Origin of the sequence: Enterobacter pseudoroggenkampii (genome assembly GCF_026420145.1) — a bacterium.
GTDB classification, from domain to species: Bacteria; Pseudomonadota; Gammaproteobacteria; order Enterobacterales; family Enterobacteriaceae; genus Enterobacter; species Enterobacter pseudoroggenkampii.
Map to the genome: position 1 here is coordinate 253844 of NZ_JAPMLV010000002.1, position 16779 is coordinate 270622.

Below are 16779 nucleotides of genomic sequence, written 5' to 3' on the forward strand. Positions count from 1 at the left end.
AAATAAACAGTTAGCCAGCGAAGCATCTGGCGTCACGAGGATATGCTGTTGTCTGAATTCATGTCTCTTATCCTTTTTCTGGCTTCTGTCGGCGTTTACGCCTGCAAAGCCGGCCGTCACACCTGGTGGTTTATCGCCACGCTGGTTGTCCTCGGCATTTTTATTATTTTAAACATTACCTTATACGCCAGCGATTACTTTACCGGTGACGGCATTAACGATGCAGTGCTCTACACGCTGACAAACAGCCTGACGGGCGCGGGTGTCAGCAAGTACATTCTTCCGGGGCTCGGCCTTGTCGTCGCGCTGGTCACCATTTTTGGCGCGCTGGCCTGGGTGCTGCGTCGACGTCGCCATCATCCACACCATCATGGCTACAGCCTGCTGGCGTTATTCCTGGCGCTGGCCTCCGTCGACGCCAGCCCGGCGTTCCATCAGATCACCGAACTGGTGAAATCCCAGTCGCGCGACGGCGATCCGGATTTCACGGCTTACTACAAAGAGCCGTCGAAAACGATCGCCAACCCGACGCTCAATCTGGTCTATATCTACGGTGAAAGTCTGGAGCGCACGTACTTTGATAACGATGCCTTCCCGGACCTGACGCCAGATCTGGGTGCGCTGAAAAATGAAGGTCTCGATTTCAGCCACACCATGCAGTTGCCCGGTACGGATTACACGATTGCCGGGATGGTTGCCTCCCAGTGCGGTATCCCGCTGTTCGCGCCTTTTGAAGGTAACGCCTCTGCCTCGATGTCGACCTTCTTCCCGCAGAATATTTGCCTCGGCGATATCCTGAAAAACTCCGGTTACGAAAACTATTTTGTGCAGGGGGCAAACCTGCGCTTCGCCGGAAAAGATGTGTTCCTGAAATCCCACGGTTTTGATCACCTGTATGGCTCAGAAGAGTTAAAAACGACGGTTGCCGACCCAAACTACCGCAACGACTGGGGCTTTTATGACGATACGGTACTCGACGAAACCTGGAAGAAATTCGAGGAGCTGTCCCGCGCGGGCAAGCGTTTCTCTCTCTTTGCGCTGACGGTGGACACTCACCATCCTGACGGGTTCGTCTCGCGCAGCTGTAAACGCAAAAGCTATAACGTTGATGGCAAAAACAACAAGTCTTTCAGCGCCGTCACCTGCAGTCAGGAGCACATTGCCGCGCTGGTCGAGAAAATCAAAGCCTCGCCCTGGTTTAAAAACACCGTCATCGTCGTTTCGTCTGACCATCTGGCGATGAAAAACAGTGCCTGGGATCAGCTCAACAAGCAGGATCGCAGCAATCTGTTCTTCGTCCTGCGCGGCGACCAGCCGCAACAGGAGGAGATTGCCACCAAACGCAACTCCATGGATAACGGCGCCACCGTGCTGGACATCCTGGGCGGCGACAACTTTATTGGCCTGGGCCGCAGCACGCTGTCGGGGCAATCCCTGTCGGAAGTGTTCCTCAACATGAAGGAAAAAATCCTCGCCTGGAAGCCCGACATCATCCGCCTGTGGAACTTCCCGAAAGAGATGAAGGACTTCACCGTCGATCGGGATAAAAACACCATTGCCTTCTCGGGCAGCAACTTCCGTCTGCCGCTGCTGGTGCGCGTGTCGGAGGGACGCGTTGAGCCCCTGCCGGAAAGCGAATATTCCGCGCCGCTGCGCTATCAGCTGGCCGATTTTGCGCCACGCGATAATTTCGTCTGGGTCGACAGATGTTACAAGATGGGCCAGCTCTGGTCGCAGCCGCTGGCGCTCTCTACCGACTGGTGCGTCTCTCAGGGTCAGCTTGGCGGGGAGCAAACCGTACAGCACGTGGATAAAGCCCAGTGGAAAGGCAAAACCGCGTTTAAAGATACGGTAATTGATACGGCGCGCTATCAGCACAACATCGACATGCTGAAAATCAGCGACAACGATATTCGCTACAAAGCGGACAGCTTTATCTTTAACGTGGCCGGCGCGCCGGAAGAAGTGAAGCAGTTTAGCGGCATCTCGCGGCCGGAGTCCTGGGGACGCTGGTCAAACGCGCAGCTGGGCAATGAGGTGAAAATTGAGTACACCCATCCGCTGCCGGAACAGTTCGACCTGGTGATCACCGCCAGAGCGTATGGCCCTAACGCTAACAAGCCCGTACCGGTGCGCGTGGGCGATCGGGAGCAGACGCTGACGCTCGGGAACGACGTGAGCACGCATACGCTGCATTTTGAGAATCCTTCGCGCAGCAATACCCTGGTGATCGTCCCGCCGGATCCGCAGTCCACCAATGAAGGGAATATTCTTGGCCATTCACCGCGCGAGCTCGGAATTGGCATGGTCGAAATTAAAATTGTGAGTCGAGCAGGCTAATGGTCGACCTTAACATCACCCTTCGACCCACACGTCCCGGCGACGTTGCCGCCCTGCCCGCCATTGAACGCGCGGCGGGCGAGCGCTTTCGTGAAGACCCGGAGCTCGCCTGGCTTGCCGACGGTGAAGTCATTTCTGCTGAGAAGCACCTTGAGTATGTCGAACGTGGGCTAAGCTGGCTGGCGCGGGTGAACGACCGCCCCGTGGGGTTTATCCTCACCGAAGCGCACTCTTCGTCGCTGTTTATCGTGGAGCTTTCGGTCGATCTGAACTGGCAGGGAAAAGGGATTGGCCGGCAGCTTATCGCCTGTGCGGCTGACCATGCCCGCACGCTGGGGCTGACGTCGCTGACGTTGACGACGTTCCGGGACGTACCGTGGAACGCGCCGTTCTATGCAAAGCTAGGGTTTAAAAAAATGACGACGCTGACGCCTGAACTGCGTCAGAAAAGGGAAGAAGAGACAGCGCACGGTTTCGCGTATGAAACGCGCTGCGCCATGCGCCTGCCTCTGTAATATCGCCCGGTGGCACTGCGCTTACCGGGCCTACAAAACCCTGAACCGTAGGCCGGGTAAGGCGCAGCCGTCACCCGGCACAACGCACAGAGTTAGAACGTTTCCCAGTTATCGCCTGAATCGACCGTCGCGGTTTTACGCGCCATCACCGGCGTGGAAACCGCTTTAGCCGCAGCGAATTCGCGCGCTTTCATCTGCTCCTGCTGAATGCGGAACACCGCCACGGCCTGAGTCAGGCGGCTCGCCTGCTCTTCCAGTGCGGCCGCAGCCGCGGCAGACTCTTCAACCAGCGAGGCGTTCTGCTGGGTCACGCGATCCATCTCAGCTACCGCCAGACCCACCTGGTCGATACCGCGGCTCTGCTCGTCAGACGCAGAGGCGATTTCACCCATGATGTCCGTTACGCGGGTCACCGCGTTCACGATCTCACCCATGGTTTCACCGGCGCTTTCTACCAGCGTTGAACCCACTTCCACGCGACCCACGGAGTCTTCAATCAGGCTCTTGATTTCACGAGCCGCCTGGGCACTGCGCTGGGCCAGGTTACGCACTTCACCGGCCACCACCGCAAAGCCACGGCCCTGCTCGCCCGCACGCGCCGCTTCTACCGCCGCGTTCAGTGCCAGGATGTTGGTCTGGAAAGCAATGCCGTCGATCACGCTGATAATGTCGGCAATTTTCTGCGAGCTGCCCGCGATATCGCGCATGGTCTGCACCACGTTATCCACCACTTTGCCGCCTTTCTGCGCGGTTTCGGAGGCGCTCAGGGCAAGATGGCTCGCCTGACGGGCGTTCTCGGCGTTCTGCTTAACGGTCGCCGTCAGCTGCTCCATGCTGGCAGCGGTCTCTTCCAGGGAAGCGGCCTGCTGTTCAGTACGGGAGGAGAGGTCGTTATTGCCCATCGCGATTTCACTCGCGCCGCTGTAGATCGCGTTCGCGCCGTTACGCACGTCGCCAACGGTACGCACCAGCTCACCCTGCATATGGCGCAGCGAGTCGGCCAGTTCACCCATTTCGTTGGTGCCCTGAACCTCAATACGCTTCACCAGGTCGCCGCTGGCGATATGGCGAATGTTGTCGATCAGACGATTCAGCGGGGAGATCAGCGTCTGCTTGATGTTGAGCCAGACGGCCACGATCACCACCAGCACGGCAATCAGGACGCTAATCAGCACCCAGATAGCCTGGCTGAAGGAGCTGTTGCTGTCTTCGACCGCCATCTGGTACAGCTTGTCGTTCTGCTGCAGGTAGCTCACGTACTGCTTCTCAAAACCGTCCTGATAGCTCTGGGTCGGCTGGTCGAAGAAGGCGTTGATTTTGCCCGCGCCCAGCAGCTGGATCAGCTCCGCCAGCGCGCCGTGGTAAATATCATAGTTACGCTTGATCTCCATCGCTTCCGCGTCGTTTTGACGCGGATCGCGCGGCAGGGCTTCGTAGGCAGCCCAGTTTTTTTCCGCCTGTTTCAGAGACGTAGACGCGATTTGCATCAAATCGTTAACGGTCGCGCCGCTGCCGATATTGCTCTGATCCATCATGTAGCGGATACCCGCGCGGTTCAGGGTATTACGGGTTTGCAGCAACGCTACCCAGCTGGCGTTCAGCGTGGACTGTTGCTGGCGAATGGTTTGCAGGACGGTGAAATTCTCTTTGTCATTCTTCAGAGCATTAAAGAAAAGACCACCGGATGTGAGTTGTAAAAGGCCAAATATCGCTAAAACCAGCATTAAGCTGGTGACAATCTTGATACGGTTTAACATGTTTTCTCTTTCCTCAGGCAGATACAGAATTTTCGGCCTGGAAAGGGAAAACTTTACGAAAATCATCCTGGAATTTGGGGTTTTTACTCTTCTTCCCGCGCTGCGTTATGCCGGTTTCCGAGTTCAATAAACTCTTCCAGCAGCGCCGTCAGCTGTTTCATCTTCTCCGGCGTATATTCCGCCTCAATCTGCTGATACGCCTCTTCGACCTGCGCCTGAGCGTGTTCATACAGCGCATTCCCCTCTTTGGTCAGCGACACGTACAGCTTGCGCTGGTCGTTCACCGGCTTTAGGCGCAGCACCAGGCCGTCACGCTCCATGCGCGTCAGAATACCGGTCAGGCTCGGGCGCAAAATGCAGGTGCGAAACGCCAGATCGTGAAAATCCATCGACGGATGTTCAGCCAGCACGCGCACAATGCGCCACTGCTGCTCGGTCAGATTATGGCGCTTCACGATCGGGCGGAAGTAGGACATCGCCGCTTCCCGCGCCTGCAGCAGCGCGATGGTTAATGAATCATGCATAGCCTCTTCCCTTCACATCATTAACAAGTAAACAATCACTAAAAGATGTTTTTATAAACAACACGTTTTCCATCAAAAAGTCTAACAGAAACCCATCAATTTTATTAACACACTGATTTTAATATACATAAAAAATAATATGTAAATTTATTGTTATTCATATCACAAATTTTTCACTTCTGATTGCGAAATGAACAGCAAAAGCATAAAACCAGATCATTAACATATTAATGAAATCCAAACAGGACATCCGGCCTGAGGAGTATGTGAATGAAAGGTACCGTTTTTGCCGTCGCCCTCAACCATCAAAGCCAGCGTGAAGCCTGGCGTGAGGCGTTTGAAAAAGCCCCCTACAACACGCCGCCGAAAACGGCGGTGTGGTTTATCAAACCGCATAACACCGTGATTCGCGCGGGCGAGCCCATTCCGTTCCCGCATGGGGAAACGGTGCTCAGCGGCGCCACGGTGGCGCTGGTCGTGGGCAAAACCGCCAGCAAGGTGCGCGTGGAGGACGCTGCGGAGCACATCGCGGGGTATGCGCTGGCCAACGAGGTGAGCCTGCCGGAAGAGAGCTTCTATCGCCCGGCCATCAAGGCCAAATGTCGTGACGGATTCTGTCCGCTCGGCGAACTTGTCGCCGTTGATAACGTAGATAACCTGACCATCATCACCGAGATCAACGGCCGCGAAGCGGACCACTGGAACACCGCCGATCTTCAGCGTAACGCTGCCGAACTGCTGAGCGCCCTGAGCGAGTTCGCCACCCTCAATCCCGGCGATGCTATCCTGCTCGGTACCCCTCACAGCCGCGTTGAGATCCGCCCGGGCGATCGCGTGCGTATTCTGGCGGAAGGCTTTCCGCCGCTGGAAAACCCGGTGGTGGATGAGCGCAACGTCACTATTGCGCACAGCAGGCCGCCGCACGCCACGCTGTTTGCCCTCGGTCTGAACTATGCCGACCACGCCAGCGAGTTGGACTTCAAGCCGCCCACCGAGCCGCTGGTCTTTATCAAAGCGCCAAACACCTTCAACGGTGACAACCAGACGTCGGTGCGTCCGAACAATATCGAATACATGCATTACGAAGCGGAGCTGGTGGTGGTCATCGGTAAAACCGCGCGTAAGGTCAGTGAAGCCGATGCGATGGACTATGTTGCGGGCTACACGGTCTGCAACGACTACGCCATCCGCGACTACCTGGAAAACTACTACCGCCCGAACCTGCGGGTGAAAAGCCGCGACGGGCTGACCCCCATTTCCCCAAACATCGTGCCAAAAGCAGCCATTCCCGACCCGCACAACCTCGCCCTGCGCACCTTCGTTAACGGCGAGCTGCGTCAGGAAGGCACCACGGCGGATCTGATCTTCAACATCCCGTACCTGATTGCGTACCTGAGCGACTTTATGACCCTGCAGCCGGGCGACATGATTGCCACCGGCACGCCGAAGGGGCTCTCCGACGTGGTGCCGGGCGATGAGGTGGTGGTGGAAGTGGAAGGCGTGGGACGCCTGGTGAACCGAATTGTGAGTGAGGATATGGCAAAATGAAAAAGATAAACCATTGGATCAACGGTAAAAACGTCGCGGGCAGCGACTACTTCCACACTACTAACCCGGCCTCCGGCGAGGTCCTGGCAGAAGTGGCCTCCGGCGGCGAAGCCGAAATCCATCAGGCCGTTGCCGCCGCCAAAGAGGCGTTCCCGAAGTGGGCCAACCTGCCGATGAAGGAGCGCGCGCGCCTGATGCGTCGTCTGGGTGACCTAATCGACCAGAACGTGCCCGAGATCGCCGCCATGGAAACCGCCGACACCGGCCTGCCGATCCACCAGACCAAAAACGTGCTGATCCCGCGCGCCTCGCACAACTTCGAGTTCTTCGCCGAAGTGTGCCAGCAGATGAACGGCAAAACCTACCCGGTCGACGACAAGATGCTCAACTACACCCTGGTGCAGCCGGTGGGCGTCTGCGCGCTGGTGTCGCCGTGGAACGTGCCGTTTATGACCGCCACCTGGAAGGTCGCGCCCTGTCTGGCCTTAGGTAATACCGCCGTGCTGAAGATGTCCGAACTCTCCCCGCTGACCGCCGACCGTCTGGGCGAGCTGGCCCTCGAAGCGGGGATTCCGGCGGGCGTGCTGAACGTGGTGCAGGGCTACGGCGCGACGGCAGGCGACGCGCTGGTGCGCCATCACGACGTGCGCGCGGTCTCCTTCACCGGCGGCACCGCCACCGGGCGCAACATCATGAAAAATGCCGGGCTGAAGAAATACTCCATGGAGCTGGGCGGCAAATCCCCGGTACTGATTTTTGAAGACGCGGATATCGAGCGCGCGCTGGACGCCGCCCTGTTCACCATCTTCTCCATCAACGGTGAGCGCTGCACCGCGGGCTCGCGCATCTTTATCCAGCAGAGCATCTACCCGGAATTCGTGAAGCGCTTTGCCGAGCGAGCCAACCGCCTGCGCGTGGGCGACCCGACCGATCCGACCACCCAGATTGGCGCGCTCATCAGCCAACAGCACTGGGAGAAGGTCTCCGGCTATATCCGCCTCGGCATTGAGGAAGGCGCAACCCTACTGGCGGGCGGCCCGGACAAACCGACCGACCTGCCTGCACACCTGAAAGGCGGCAACTTCCTGCGCCCGACCGTGCTGGCGGACGTTGATAACCGCATGCGCGTGGCGCAGGAGGAGATCTTCGGGCCGGTGGCCTGCCTGCTGCCGTTCAAGGACGAAGCGGAAGGGCTGCGCCTGGCCAACGACGTGGAGTACGGCCTGGCGTCGTACATCTGGACCCAGGACGTCAGCAAGGTGCTGCGCCTGGCGCGCAATATCGAAGCGGGCATGGTGTTCGTCAACACCCAGAACGTGCGCGACCTGCGCCAGCCGTTTGGCGGCGTGAAGGCCTCTGGCACCGGCCGCGAGGGGGGCGAGTACAGCTTCGAGGTGTTCGCGGAGATGAAGAACGTCTGCATCTCCATGGGCGACCATCCGATTCCAAAGTGGGGGATCTGAAAATGGGTAAATTAGCGTTAGCGGCAAAAATCACCCACGTGCCGTCGATGTACCTTTCCGAGCTGCCGGGCAAAAACCACGGCTGCCGCCAGTCGGCCATCGACGGGCATAAAGAGATCAGCAAGCGCTGCCGCGAACTGGGCGTGGACACCATCATCGTGTTCGATACCCACTGGCTGGTGAATAGCGCCTACCACATCAACTGCGCGGACCATTTTTCAGGCGTCTACACCAGCAACGAGCTGCCGCACTTTATCCGCGATATGACCTACGACTACGACGGCAACCCGGCACTCGGCCAACTGATTGCCGACGAGGCGGTGAAGCTCGGCGTGCGTGCCAAAGCGCACAACATCCCGAGCCTCAAGCTGGAGTACGGCACGCTGGTGCCGATGCGCTACATGAACCCGGATAAGCACTTCAAAGTGATCTCCATCTCGGCGTTCTGCACGGTTCACGACTTCGCCGACAGCCGCAGGCTGGGCGAAGCCATCGTCAGCGCCATCGAAAAATACGACGGCACCGTGGCGGTGCTCGCCAGCGGCTCGCTGTCGCACCGCTTTATCGACGACCAGCGCGCGGAAGAAGGGATGAACAGCTATACCCGCGAATTCGACCGCCAGATGGACGAGCGCGTGGTGAAGCTGTGGCGCGAGGGTCAGTTTAAGGAGTTTTGCAGCATGCTGCCGGAGTACGCCGACTACTGCTACGGCGAGGGCAACATGCACGACACGGTGATGCTGCTGGGCATGCTCGGCTGGGACAAATACGACGGCAAGGTGGAGTTTCTCACCGAACTGTTCGCCAGCTCCGGCACCGGCCAGGTCAACGCCGTTTTCCCCCTGCCCGCGTAAGGAGCCACCATGCCGCACTTTATTGCTGAATGTACCGACAACATCCGCCAGCAGGCCGACCTGCCGGGGCTGTTCGCCAAAGTGAACGAGGCGCTCGCCGCCACGGGCATCTTCCCGCTCGGCGGTATCCGCAGCCGCGCCCACTGGCTGGACACCTGGCAGATGGCCGACGGCAAGCATGATTACGCCTTTGTCCATATGACGCTGAAGATTGGCGCGGGGCGCAGCCTGGAGAGCCGGGAAGCCGTGGGGGAGATGCTTTTTGGGCTGATCAAAGCGCACTTTGCGGAACTGATGGCGAGCCGCTACCTGGCGCTGTCGTTTGAGCTCGACGAACTGCACCCGACGCTCAATTACAAACAGAACAACGTGCACGCGTTGTTTAAGTAATACCGCACGGTCTGTCCCCTCTCCCACAGGGAGAGGGAGAAAAAACATAAAACAGGATATCGCCATGCTCGATAAACACACCCATACCCTGATCGCCCATCGTCTGCATCAGGCGGAACAGTCCCGGGAGCAGATCCGCGCGATCTCGCTGGACTATCCGGAGATTACGATTGAAGACGCCTACGCCGTCCAGCGCGAATGGGTGAGCCTGAAGATCGCCGAAGGCCGCGTGCTGAAGGGCCACAAGATCGGCCTCACCTCTAAAGCGATGCAGGCCAGCTCGCAGATCAGCGAGCCGGACTACGGCGCGCTGCTGGACGACATGTTCTTCCATGACGGCAGCGACATTCCCGTCGATCGCTTCATCGTCCCGCGCATTGAAGTGGAGCTGGCCTTCGTGCTGGCAAAACCGCTGCGCGGCCCGAACTGCACGATCTTCGACGTCTATAACGCCACGGATTACGTCATCCCCGCGCTGGAGCTGATCGACGCCCGCTGCCACAACGTCGACCCGGAGACCCAGCGTCCGCGCAAGGTCTTCGACACCATCTCCGATAACGCCGCCAACGCGGGCGTGATCCTCGGCGGCCGTCCGATTAAGCCCGACGAGCTGGATCTGCGCTGGATCTCCGCCCTGCTCTACCGCAACAGCGTGATCGAAGAGACCGGCGTGGCCGCAGGCGTCCTGAACCACCCGGCCAACGGCGTGGCGTGGCTGGCCAACAAGCTTGCGCCGTACGACGTGCAGCTTGAGCCTGGTCAGATCATTCTCGGCGGCTCGTTTACCCGCCCGGTGCCCGCCAGCAGGGGCGACACCTTCCACGTCGATTACGGCAACATGGGCTCCATCAGCTGCCGCTTTGTCTAGGAGAGCACGATGCAAAACGCATTTAAAGCGGCGCTGAAAGCAGGCCGTCCGCAAATTGGGTTATGGCTGGGGCTGACCAGCAGCTACAGCGCCGAGCTGCTGGCCGGAGCAGGCTTCGACTGGCTGCTGATCGACGGCGAACACGCGCCGAACAGCGTGCAGACCGTCTTAACCCAGCTGCAGGCTATCGCCCCTTATCCGAGCCAGCCGGTGGTCCGCCCGTCGTGGAACGACCCGGTACAAATCAAACAGCTGCTGGACGTGGGTGCGCAAACCCTGCTGGTGCCGATGGTGCAAAACGTCGACGAAGCGCGGCTGGCGGTACGTGCCACCCGCTACCCGCCTGCGGGCATTCGCGGCGTCGGCAGCGCCCTGGCGCGGGCGTCGCGCTGGAACCGCATTCCGGACTACCTCCAGCAGGCCAACGACGCCATGTGCGTGCTGGTACAGATCGAAACCCGCGAGGCGCTGAAAAACCTGCCGCAGATCCTGGACGTGGAAGGCGTCGACGGCGTGTTTATCGGCCCGGCGGATCTGAGCGCCGACATGGGCTTTGCCGGCAATCCGCAGCACCCTGAAGTGCAGGCCGCCATCGAGCAGGCGATCGCGCAGATACGCGCTGCCGGTAAGGCCCCCGGCATCCTGATGGCGAACGAGCAGCTGGCTAAACGCTACCTCGAACTCGGCGCGCGGTTTGTCGCCGTCGGCGTCGACACCACCCTGCTCGCCCGCGGCGCGGAAGCGCTGGCGGCACGTTTTATCGAACAACCGGTTACGTCAGTTAATAACAATAAATCCGTCTACTAAACGTAAGATCTGGAGCGCACCATGACGACCTCTACCCTGCAAACTCATGATAATAAAGCTGTTGAACACCGCGTAATTCACAAGCTGTTCCGGCGTCTGATCGTCTTTCTCTTTATCCTGTTTGTCTTCTCGTTCCTCGATCGCATCAACATCGGCTTCGCCGGGCTGACGATGGGTAAAGATCTGGGCCTCACGTCAACCATGTTTGGCCTGGCCGCGACGCTGTTTTACGTCACCTACGTGCTGTGCGGCATCCCGAGCAACATCATGCTGGCGAAGATCGGCGCGCGACGCTGGATCGCCGGGATCATGGTGGTGTGGGGTGTTGCCTCCACCTGCACCATGTTCGCCACCAGCCCCGAAACCCTCTACGTCCTGCGCATGCTGGTGGGCATTGCCGAAGCCGGCTTCCTGCCGGGGATCCTGGTCTATCTCACCTGGTGGTTCCCGGCGTATCACCGCGCCCGCGCCAACGCGCTGTTTATGATTGCCATGCCGGTGACCATGATGCTCGGTTCGATCCTCTCCGGGTACATTCTGGCGATGGACGGACTGTGGAACCTCAAGGGCTGGCAGTGGCTGTTCCTGCTGGAGGGGCTGCCGTCGGTGGTGCTCGGCGTGGTGACCTGGTTTTACCTCAACGACACGCCGGACCAGGCCACCTGGCTGGATGACGACGAAAAACAGGCGCTGAAAACGATGATCGCCCGCGAGCAGGAGGTGGCCGTAACGCAGCCTGCCTCGGCACGCTCTACCCTGCGCGAAGTGCTGACCCCGGCGGTGCTGCTCTACACGCTGGCCTACTTCTGCCTGACCAACACGCTGAGCGCGATCAACATCTGGACGCCGCAGATCCTGCAAAGCTTCAACACGGGAAGCAGCAACATCGTCATCGGCCTGCTGGCGGCGATCCCGCAGTTCTGCACCATCCTCGGGATGATCTGGTGGAGCCGCCGCTCCGACAGGCTGAAAGAGCGAAAAAAGCACACCATCCTGCCGTATCTGTTCGCGGCGGCGGGATGGATGCTGGCCTCCGCGACGGATCACAGCCTGATCCAGCTACTTGGCATCATCATGGCCTCAACCGGATCGTTTACCGCCATGGCGATATTCTGGACCACGCCGGATCGGGTTATTAGCCTGCAGTCCCGCGCGGTGGCGCTGGCGGTGATCAACGCCATCGGCAACGTCGGATCCGCCGTCAGCCCATTGCTGATTGGGATCCTGCGCGACGCGACCGGCAGCTTCAGCTCGGGGCTGTGGTTCGTGGCCGGGCTGCTGGTGGTCGGCGCGCTGGTGCTGACGCGCATTCCGATGACGCAGCGGGATCAACAGAGGAACGCTCATGTGCCAGAGCCCTATCGCCAACATTGATATCAGCAAGGAGTACGACGAAAGTCTGGGCACCGACGATGTGCACTACCAGTCGTTCGCCCGCATGGCGGCCTTTTTTGGCCGCGACATGCAGGCGCATCGTCACGACCAGTACTTTCAGATGCACTTTCTCGATACCGGGCAGATTGAGCTCCAGCTCGACGATCACCGCTACTCGGTGCAGGCCCCGCTGTTCGTCCTCACGCCGCCGTCGGTGCCGCACGCGTTTATCACCGAATCCGACAGCGACGGGCACGTGCTGACGGTGCGTGAGGATCTGATCTGGCCGCTGCTGGAGGTGCTTTACCCCGGCACGCGGGAGGCGTTCGGCCTGCCGGGGATCTGTCTTTCGCTTTCCGACAGGCCGGACGAGCTGGCGGCGCTGAAGCACTACTGGCAGCTGATTGCCCGGGAATCCACGGAGCAGCTGCCCGGGCGCGAGCATACCCTGGTCCTGCTGGCGCAGGCGGTGTTTACCCTGCTGCTGCGCAACGCGAAGCTCGACGACCACGCCTCAGGCGGCATGCGCGGCGAGCTGAAGCTGTTCCAGCGCTTTACCCAGCTGATCGACACCCACTACCACCAGCACTGGACGGTGCCGGAATACGCCAGCGAGCTGCACCTGACCGAATCCCGCCTGACCGATATCTGTCGCCGCTTCGCCAACCGCCCGCCAAAACGCCTGATCTTCGACCGCCAGCTGCGGGAGGCCAGGCGCTTGCTGCTCTTCTCCGACAGCACCGTCAGCGAGATTGCCTGGCAGCTGGGGTTCAAAGATCCGGCCTATTTCGCCCGCTTTTTTAACCGCTTAGTGGGGTGCTCGCCCAGCGCGTATCGGGCGCAGAAAGTACCGGTTTCCTGAACGCATCACGGTTCGTAGGGCGGGTAAGCGCAGCGCCACCCGCCGAAAAGCCGCACAGATCACAAAATCCAATCCCGCCCGAAAAGTACCCGCCGTTGTCCCAATCGTCCCTTCACGTTACGTCCCTCTCAGGCTTCAATTAAACAACAAAAACAAAACATAAATTTAACAACCCTATTCCGATACGAGGTCCCCTATGAAGCCTGAAGAGTTCCGCGCTGATGCCAAACGCCCGTTAACCGGCGAAGAGTATTTAAAAAGCCTGCAGGACGGTCGTGAGATTTATATCTACGGCGAGCGCGTCAAAGACGTCACCACCCATCCGGCGTTTCGCAATGCGGCGGCCTCCATCGCGCAGATGTACGACGCGCTGCACAAGCCGGACATGCAGGACACGCTCTGCTGGGGCACCGACACCGGAAGCGGCGGCTATACCCACAAGTTCTTCCGCGTGGCGAAAAGCGCCGACGACCTGCGCCAGCAGCGCGATGCCATCGCCGAGTGGTCGCGCCTGAGCTACGGCTGGATGGGCCGCACGCCGGACTACAAAGCCGCGTTCGGCTGCGCGCTGGGCGCCAACCCGGCCTTCTACGGCCAGTTCGAACAGAACGCCCGGAACTGGTACACCCGCATTCAGGAAACCGGCCTGTACTTCAACCACGCCATCGTTAACCCGCCAATCGACCGCCACAAGCCGGCGGACGAGGTAAAAGACGTCTACATCAAGCTGGAGAAGGAGACCGACGCCGGGATTATCGTCAGCGGCGCGAAAGTGGTGGCAACCAACTCGGCGCTGACCCACTACAACATGATCGGCTTCGGTTCCGCGCAGGTGATGGGCGAAAACCCGGACTTCGCGCTGATGTTCGTCGCGCCGATGGATGCCGAGGGCGTGAAGCTGATCTCCCGTGCCTCCTACGAGATGGTGGCAGGCGCAACCGGATCCCCGTACGACTACCCGCTCTCCAGCCGCTTCGACGAGAACGACGCCATCCTGGTGATGGATCACGTGCTGATCCCGTGGGAAAACGTGCTGATCTACCGCGATTTCGACCGCTGCCGTCGCTGGACGATGGAAGGCGGTTTCGCCCGCATGTACCCGCTGCAGGCCTGCGTGCGTCTGGCGGTGAAGCTCGACTTTATCACCGCCCTGCTGAAGAAATCCCTGGAGTGCACCGGTACCCTGGAGTTCCGCGGCGTGCAGGCGGATCTCGGCGAAGTGGTGGCCTGGCGCAATATGTTCTGGGCGCTGAGCGACTCCATGTGTTCCGAAGCCATCCCGTGGGTCAACGGTGCGTATCTGCCGGATCACGCCGCGCTGCAGACCTACCGCGTGATGGCGCCGATGGCCTACGCCAAGATCAAGAACATCATCGAGCGTAACGTCACCTCCGGGCTGATCTACCTGCCGTCCAGCGCCCGGGATCTGAACAACCCGCAGATCGACCAGTATCTGGCGAAATATGTGCGCGGCTCCAACGGCATGGATCACGTCGAACGCATCAAGATTTTGAAGCTGATGTGGGACGCCATCGGCAGCGAGTTTGGCGGTCGTCACGAGCTGTACGAAATTAACTACTCCGGTAGCCAGGATGAGATCCGCCTGCAGTGTCTGCGCCAGGCGCAGAGCTCCGGCAACATGGACAAGATGATGGCGATGGTCGACCGCTGCATGTCCGAATACGATCAGCACGGCTGGACCGTACCGCACCTGCACAACAACAGCGATATCAACATGCTCGACAAGCTGCTGAAATAGCGCAGCGGGAGGTTGCAATGCATTCAGATGAACAACGCCTGCGTTTTCGCGACGCAATGAGTAGCCTGTCGGCGGCGGTCAATGTGATCACCACCGAGGGTGAGGCCGGACGCTGCGGCATCACCGCTACCGCCGTCTGCTCGGTCACGGACACGCCGCCGTCAGTGATGGTGTGTATCAACGCCAACAGCGCCATGAATCCGGTATTTCAGGGTAACGGCAGGCTGTGCGTTAACGTGCTGAACCACGAGCAGGAGATCATGGCTCGCCATTTCGCCGGGATGACCGGAATAACGATGGAGGAGCGCTTTGCCCTCTCCTGCTGGCAAAAAGGCCCGCTGGCGCAGCCGGTACTCAAGGGCGCGCTGGCCAGCCTTGAAGGCGAGATTAGCCAGGTGCAAACCATCGGCACGCATCTTGTCTACCTTGTTGAAATTAAAAACATCATCCTGAGTGACGCAGGACACGGCCTGATCTACTTCAGGCGCCGTTTCCACCCGGTTATGCTGGAGGCGGAAGCCGCCTTGTAATCCCCCTCGCGCTGGCCTTTTTTTCCGGCCAGCGCCGCTTTCTACAAAAACTCCTAAGGTTTCCGCTAAATCACGCCGTTATATAACCATAAGAGAAATTTTCTATGCCTGAATACTGACATTTTGTGTCAGTGCACCCGCATCATTCAGCGCATACCTAAATATACAGGATGACCTTATGGCTAAAACGACGCGGAGCCGCTCGGCTGAACGTCTGGTCGATATTCTGGTTGAGCTACATTTAAACGGTGTGGTAAACCGCAGTGCGCTAATGGAGAAATTCAAAATTACCGAGCGCACCGTCTACCGGGATTTAAATGCCCTCTCTCCCATTGTTGAACATACCGGTAACGGGCTATATCGACTGATCCATTCGGCACAATCGCCCGGCGGACAAGGCTTACATCACACTCTTGCTAACTTCCTGAATGCTGATAGCTTTTTCCCTGAAAGAAATACGGAATTCTGGCAGGATCTTGAAACGCGCGTTGACGAAAACCATATTCTTATTCTTGCGAATGAAGCCGAACACACGGTACAACGTGATATTCGCCGTCATTTAACGAAAATCGAGAGATCGATTAAAAACCATAATGTTTGTCAGATTGTTTATAAGGGGAAAACCCGTCTGATTAATCCCTATAAACTCATTAACAAAAAAAATATATGGTATTTACAAGCCACCGAAAATAGCCGCCTGAAATCCTTCTCATTGAGTCAGATTAGCTGGTTTGATATTCAGAAAACGACCTTCACCCCGGAAGAAAATGTCCTTGCGCTGCTGGAAAAAAGCCTCGACCCCTGGGTCTCTGAAAATACTTTCGCGGTGAAAATATTCATCAAAGATAATATTTCACATTACTTCCTGCGTCGCGATCTTCTGCCAGAACAAGAGCTGCTGGCGGAGCAACAGGGCGGCGTCACGCTGCGCTGCCAGGCGGCCCACGAGAACCAGATCCTGCCACTGCTGTTCTACTGGCTGCCTCATATTCAGATTCTGGAGCCGAACTGGCTGAAGGAAAAACTGCTCGGAACGCTGGAGCACTATCTGGCGGTGGAGCGCAACCCGAATAATCAAGTGATCTCAATCACATAATTTCGCCCCCTGGCGGCGAGCCGGAACCGCTCGTCGCCGCCTTTGACCGCTCACCTGTCACTTTCAACCACTCATTCATTTACCTTCCTTTA

General features: G+C 58.7%; 15 protein-coding genes. 13 read left to right on the forward strand and 2 right to left on the reverse strand.

Going from position 1 to position 16779, the window contains the following annotated elements:
• Positions 1–48: 48 nt before the first annotated feature.
• Together opgB and OTG14_RS14425 are read left to right on the forward strand one after the other, a co-directional pair.
• A complete protein-coding gene (gene opgB / locus OTG14_RS14420) occupies positions 49–2340 on the forward strand; it encodes a phosphatidylglycerol--membrane-oligosaccharide glycerophosphotransferase (protein WP_267215279.1) in 2292 nt (763 codons plus the stop codon).
• Positions 2340–2855, forward strand: coding sequence for a GNAT family N-acetyltransferase (locus OTG14_RS14425; RefSeq protein ID WP_090419156.1), 516 nt, complete (start codon positions 2340–2342; stop codon positions 2853–2855). Before opgB ends, OTG14_RS14425 begins: the two co-directional genes overlap by 1 nt.
• A gap of 92 nt (positions 2856–2947) precedes the next feature.
• Here the strand turns inward: OTG14_RS14425 and tsr are convergent, their stop codons facing one another.
• Positions 2948–4612 carry a methyl-accepting chemotaxis protein gene (gene tsr, locus OTG14_RS14430; RefSeq protein WP_048991744.1) on the reverse strand — a complete coding sequence of 555 codons (1665 nt, stop codon included), beginning with the start codon at positions 4610–4612 and terminating at the stop codon, positions 2948–2950.
• Between the two features lie 83 nt (positions 4613–4695).
• Complete coding sequence (gene hpaR, locus OTG14_RS14435; protein ID WP_023334396.1) at positions 4696–5136, reverse strand: homoprotocatechuate degradation operon regulator HpaR; 441 nt, start codon at positions 5134–5136, stop codon at positions 4696–4698.
• 270 nt (positions 5137–5406) lie between these two features.
• Here hpaR and hpaG point away from each other — a divergent pair, with 270 nt between their 5' ends.
• The 11 genes from hpaG to OTG14_RS14490 all read left to right on the forward strand — a co-directional run bounded on the left by hpaG (position 5407) and on the right by OTG14_RS14490 (position 16687).
• Positions 5407–6684: a 4-hydroxyphenylacetate degradation bifunctional isomerase/decarboxylase gene (gene hpaG / locus OTG14_RS14440; RefSeq protein WP_267215280.1), complete on the forward strand. Its 1278-nt coding sequence runs from the start codon at positions 5407–5409 to the stop codon at positions 6682–6684.
• Complete coding sequence (hpaE, locus tag OTG14_RS14445; protein ID WP_063614415.1) at positions 6681–8147, forward strand: 5-carboxymethyl-2-hydroxymuconate semialdehyde dehydrogenase; 1467 nt, start codon at positions 6681–6683, stop codon at positions 8145–8147. Before hpaG ends, hpaE begins: the two co-directional genes overlap by 4 nt.
• 2 nt (positions 8148–8149) lie before the next feature.
• On the forward strand, positions 8150–9001 hold the full coding sequence (hpaD, locus tag OTG14_RS14450) for a 3,4-dihydroxyphenylacetate 2,3-dioxygenase (protein WP_267215281.1): 852 nt from the start codon (positions 8150–8152) through the stop codon (positions 8999–9001).
• A gap of 9 nt (positions 9002–9010) precedes the next feature.
• Positions 9011–9391 carry a 5-carboxymethyl-2-hydroxymuconate Delta-isomerase gene (locus OTG14_RS14455; protein ID WP_024908289.1) on the forward strand — a complete coding sequence of 127 codons (381 nt, stop codon included), beginning with the start codon at positions 9011–9013 and terminating at the stop codon, positions 9389–9391.
• 64 nt (positions 9392–9455) lie between these two features.
• Positions 9456–10259 (forward strand): 2-oxo-hept-4-ene-1,7-dioate hydratase, encoded by an 804-nt coding sequence (gene hpaH / locus OTG14_RS14460; RefSeq protein WP_267215282.1) that lies wholly within the window; start codon positions 9456–9458, stop codon positions 10257–10259.
• 9 nt (positions 10260–10268) lie between these two features.
• Positions 10269–11066: a 4-hydroxy-2-oxoheptanedioate aldolase gene (gene hpaI, locus OTG14_RS14465; protein WP_267215283.1), complete on the forward strand. Its 798-nt coding sequence runs from the start codon at positions 10269–10271 to the stop codon at positions 11064–11066.
• 21 nt (positions 11067–11087) lie between these two features.
• Positions 11088–12440: a 4-hydroxyphenylacetate permease gene (gene hpaX / locus OTG14_RS14470; protein WP_267215284.1), complete on the forward strand. Its 1353-nt coding sequence runs from the start codon at positions 11088–11090 to the stop codon at positions 12438–12440.
• Positions 12412–13302: a 4-hydroxyphenylacetate catabolism regulatory protein HpaA gene (hpaA, locus tag OTG14_RS14475; RefSeq protein WP_024908293.1), complete on the forward strand. Its 891-nt coding sequence runs from the start codon at positions 12412–12414 to the stop codon at positions 13300–13302. The genes hpaX and hpaA overlap by 29 nt, the downstream gene beginning before the upstream one ends.
• A gap of 196 nt (positions 13303–13498) precedes the next feature.
• Positions 13499–15061 carry a 4-hydroxyphenylacetate 3-monooxygenase, oxygenase component gene (gene hpaB, locus OTG14_RS14480; RefSeq protein ID WP_267215285.1) on the forward strand — a complete coding sequence of 521 codons (1563 nt, stop codon included), beginning with the start codon at positions 13499–13501 and terminating at the stop codon, positions 15059–15061.
• A 17-nt stretch (positions 15062–15078) separates the two neighbouring features.
• Positions 15079–15591, forward strand: coding sequence for a 4-hydroxyphenylacetate 3-monooxygenase reductase subunit (locus tag OTG14_RS14485; protein ID WP_024908295.1), 513 nt, complete (start codon positions 15079–15081; stop codon positions 15589–15591).
• 178 nt (positions 15592–15769) lie between these two features.
• Positions 15770–16687: a helix-turn-helix transcriptional regulator gene (locus OTG14_RS14490; RefSeq protein WP_267215286.1), complete on the forward strand. Its 918-nt coding sequence runs from the start codon at positions 15770–15772 to the stop codon at positions 16685–16687.
• Positions 16688–16779: the final 92 nt, after the last annotated feature.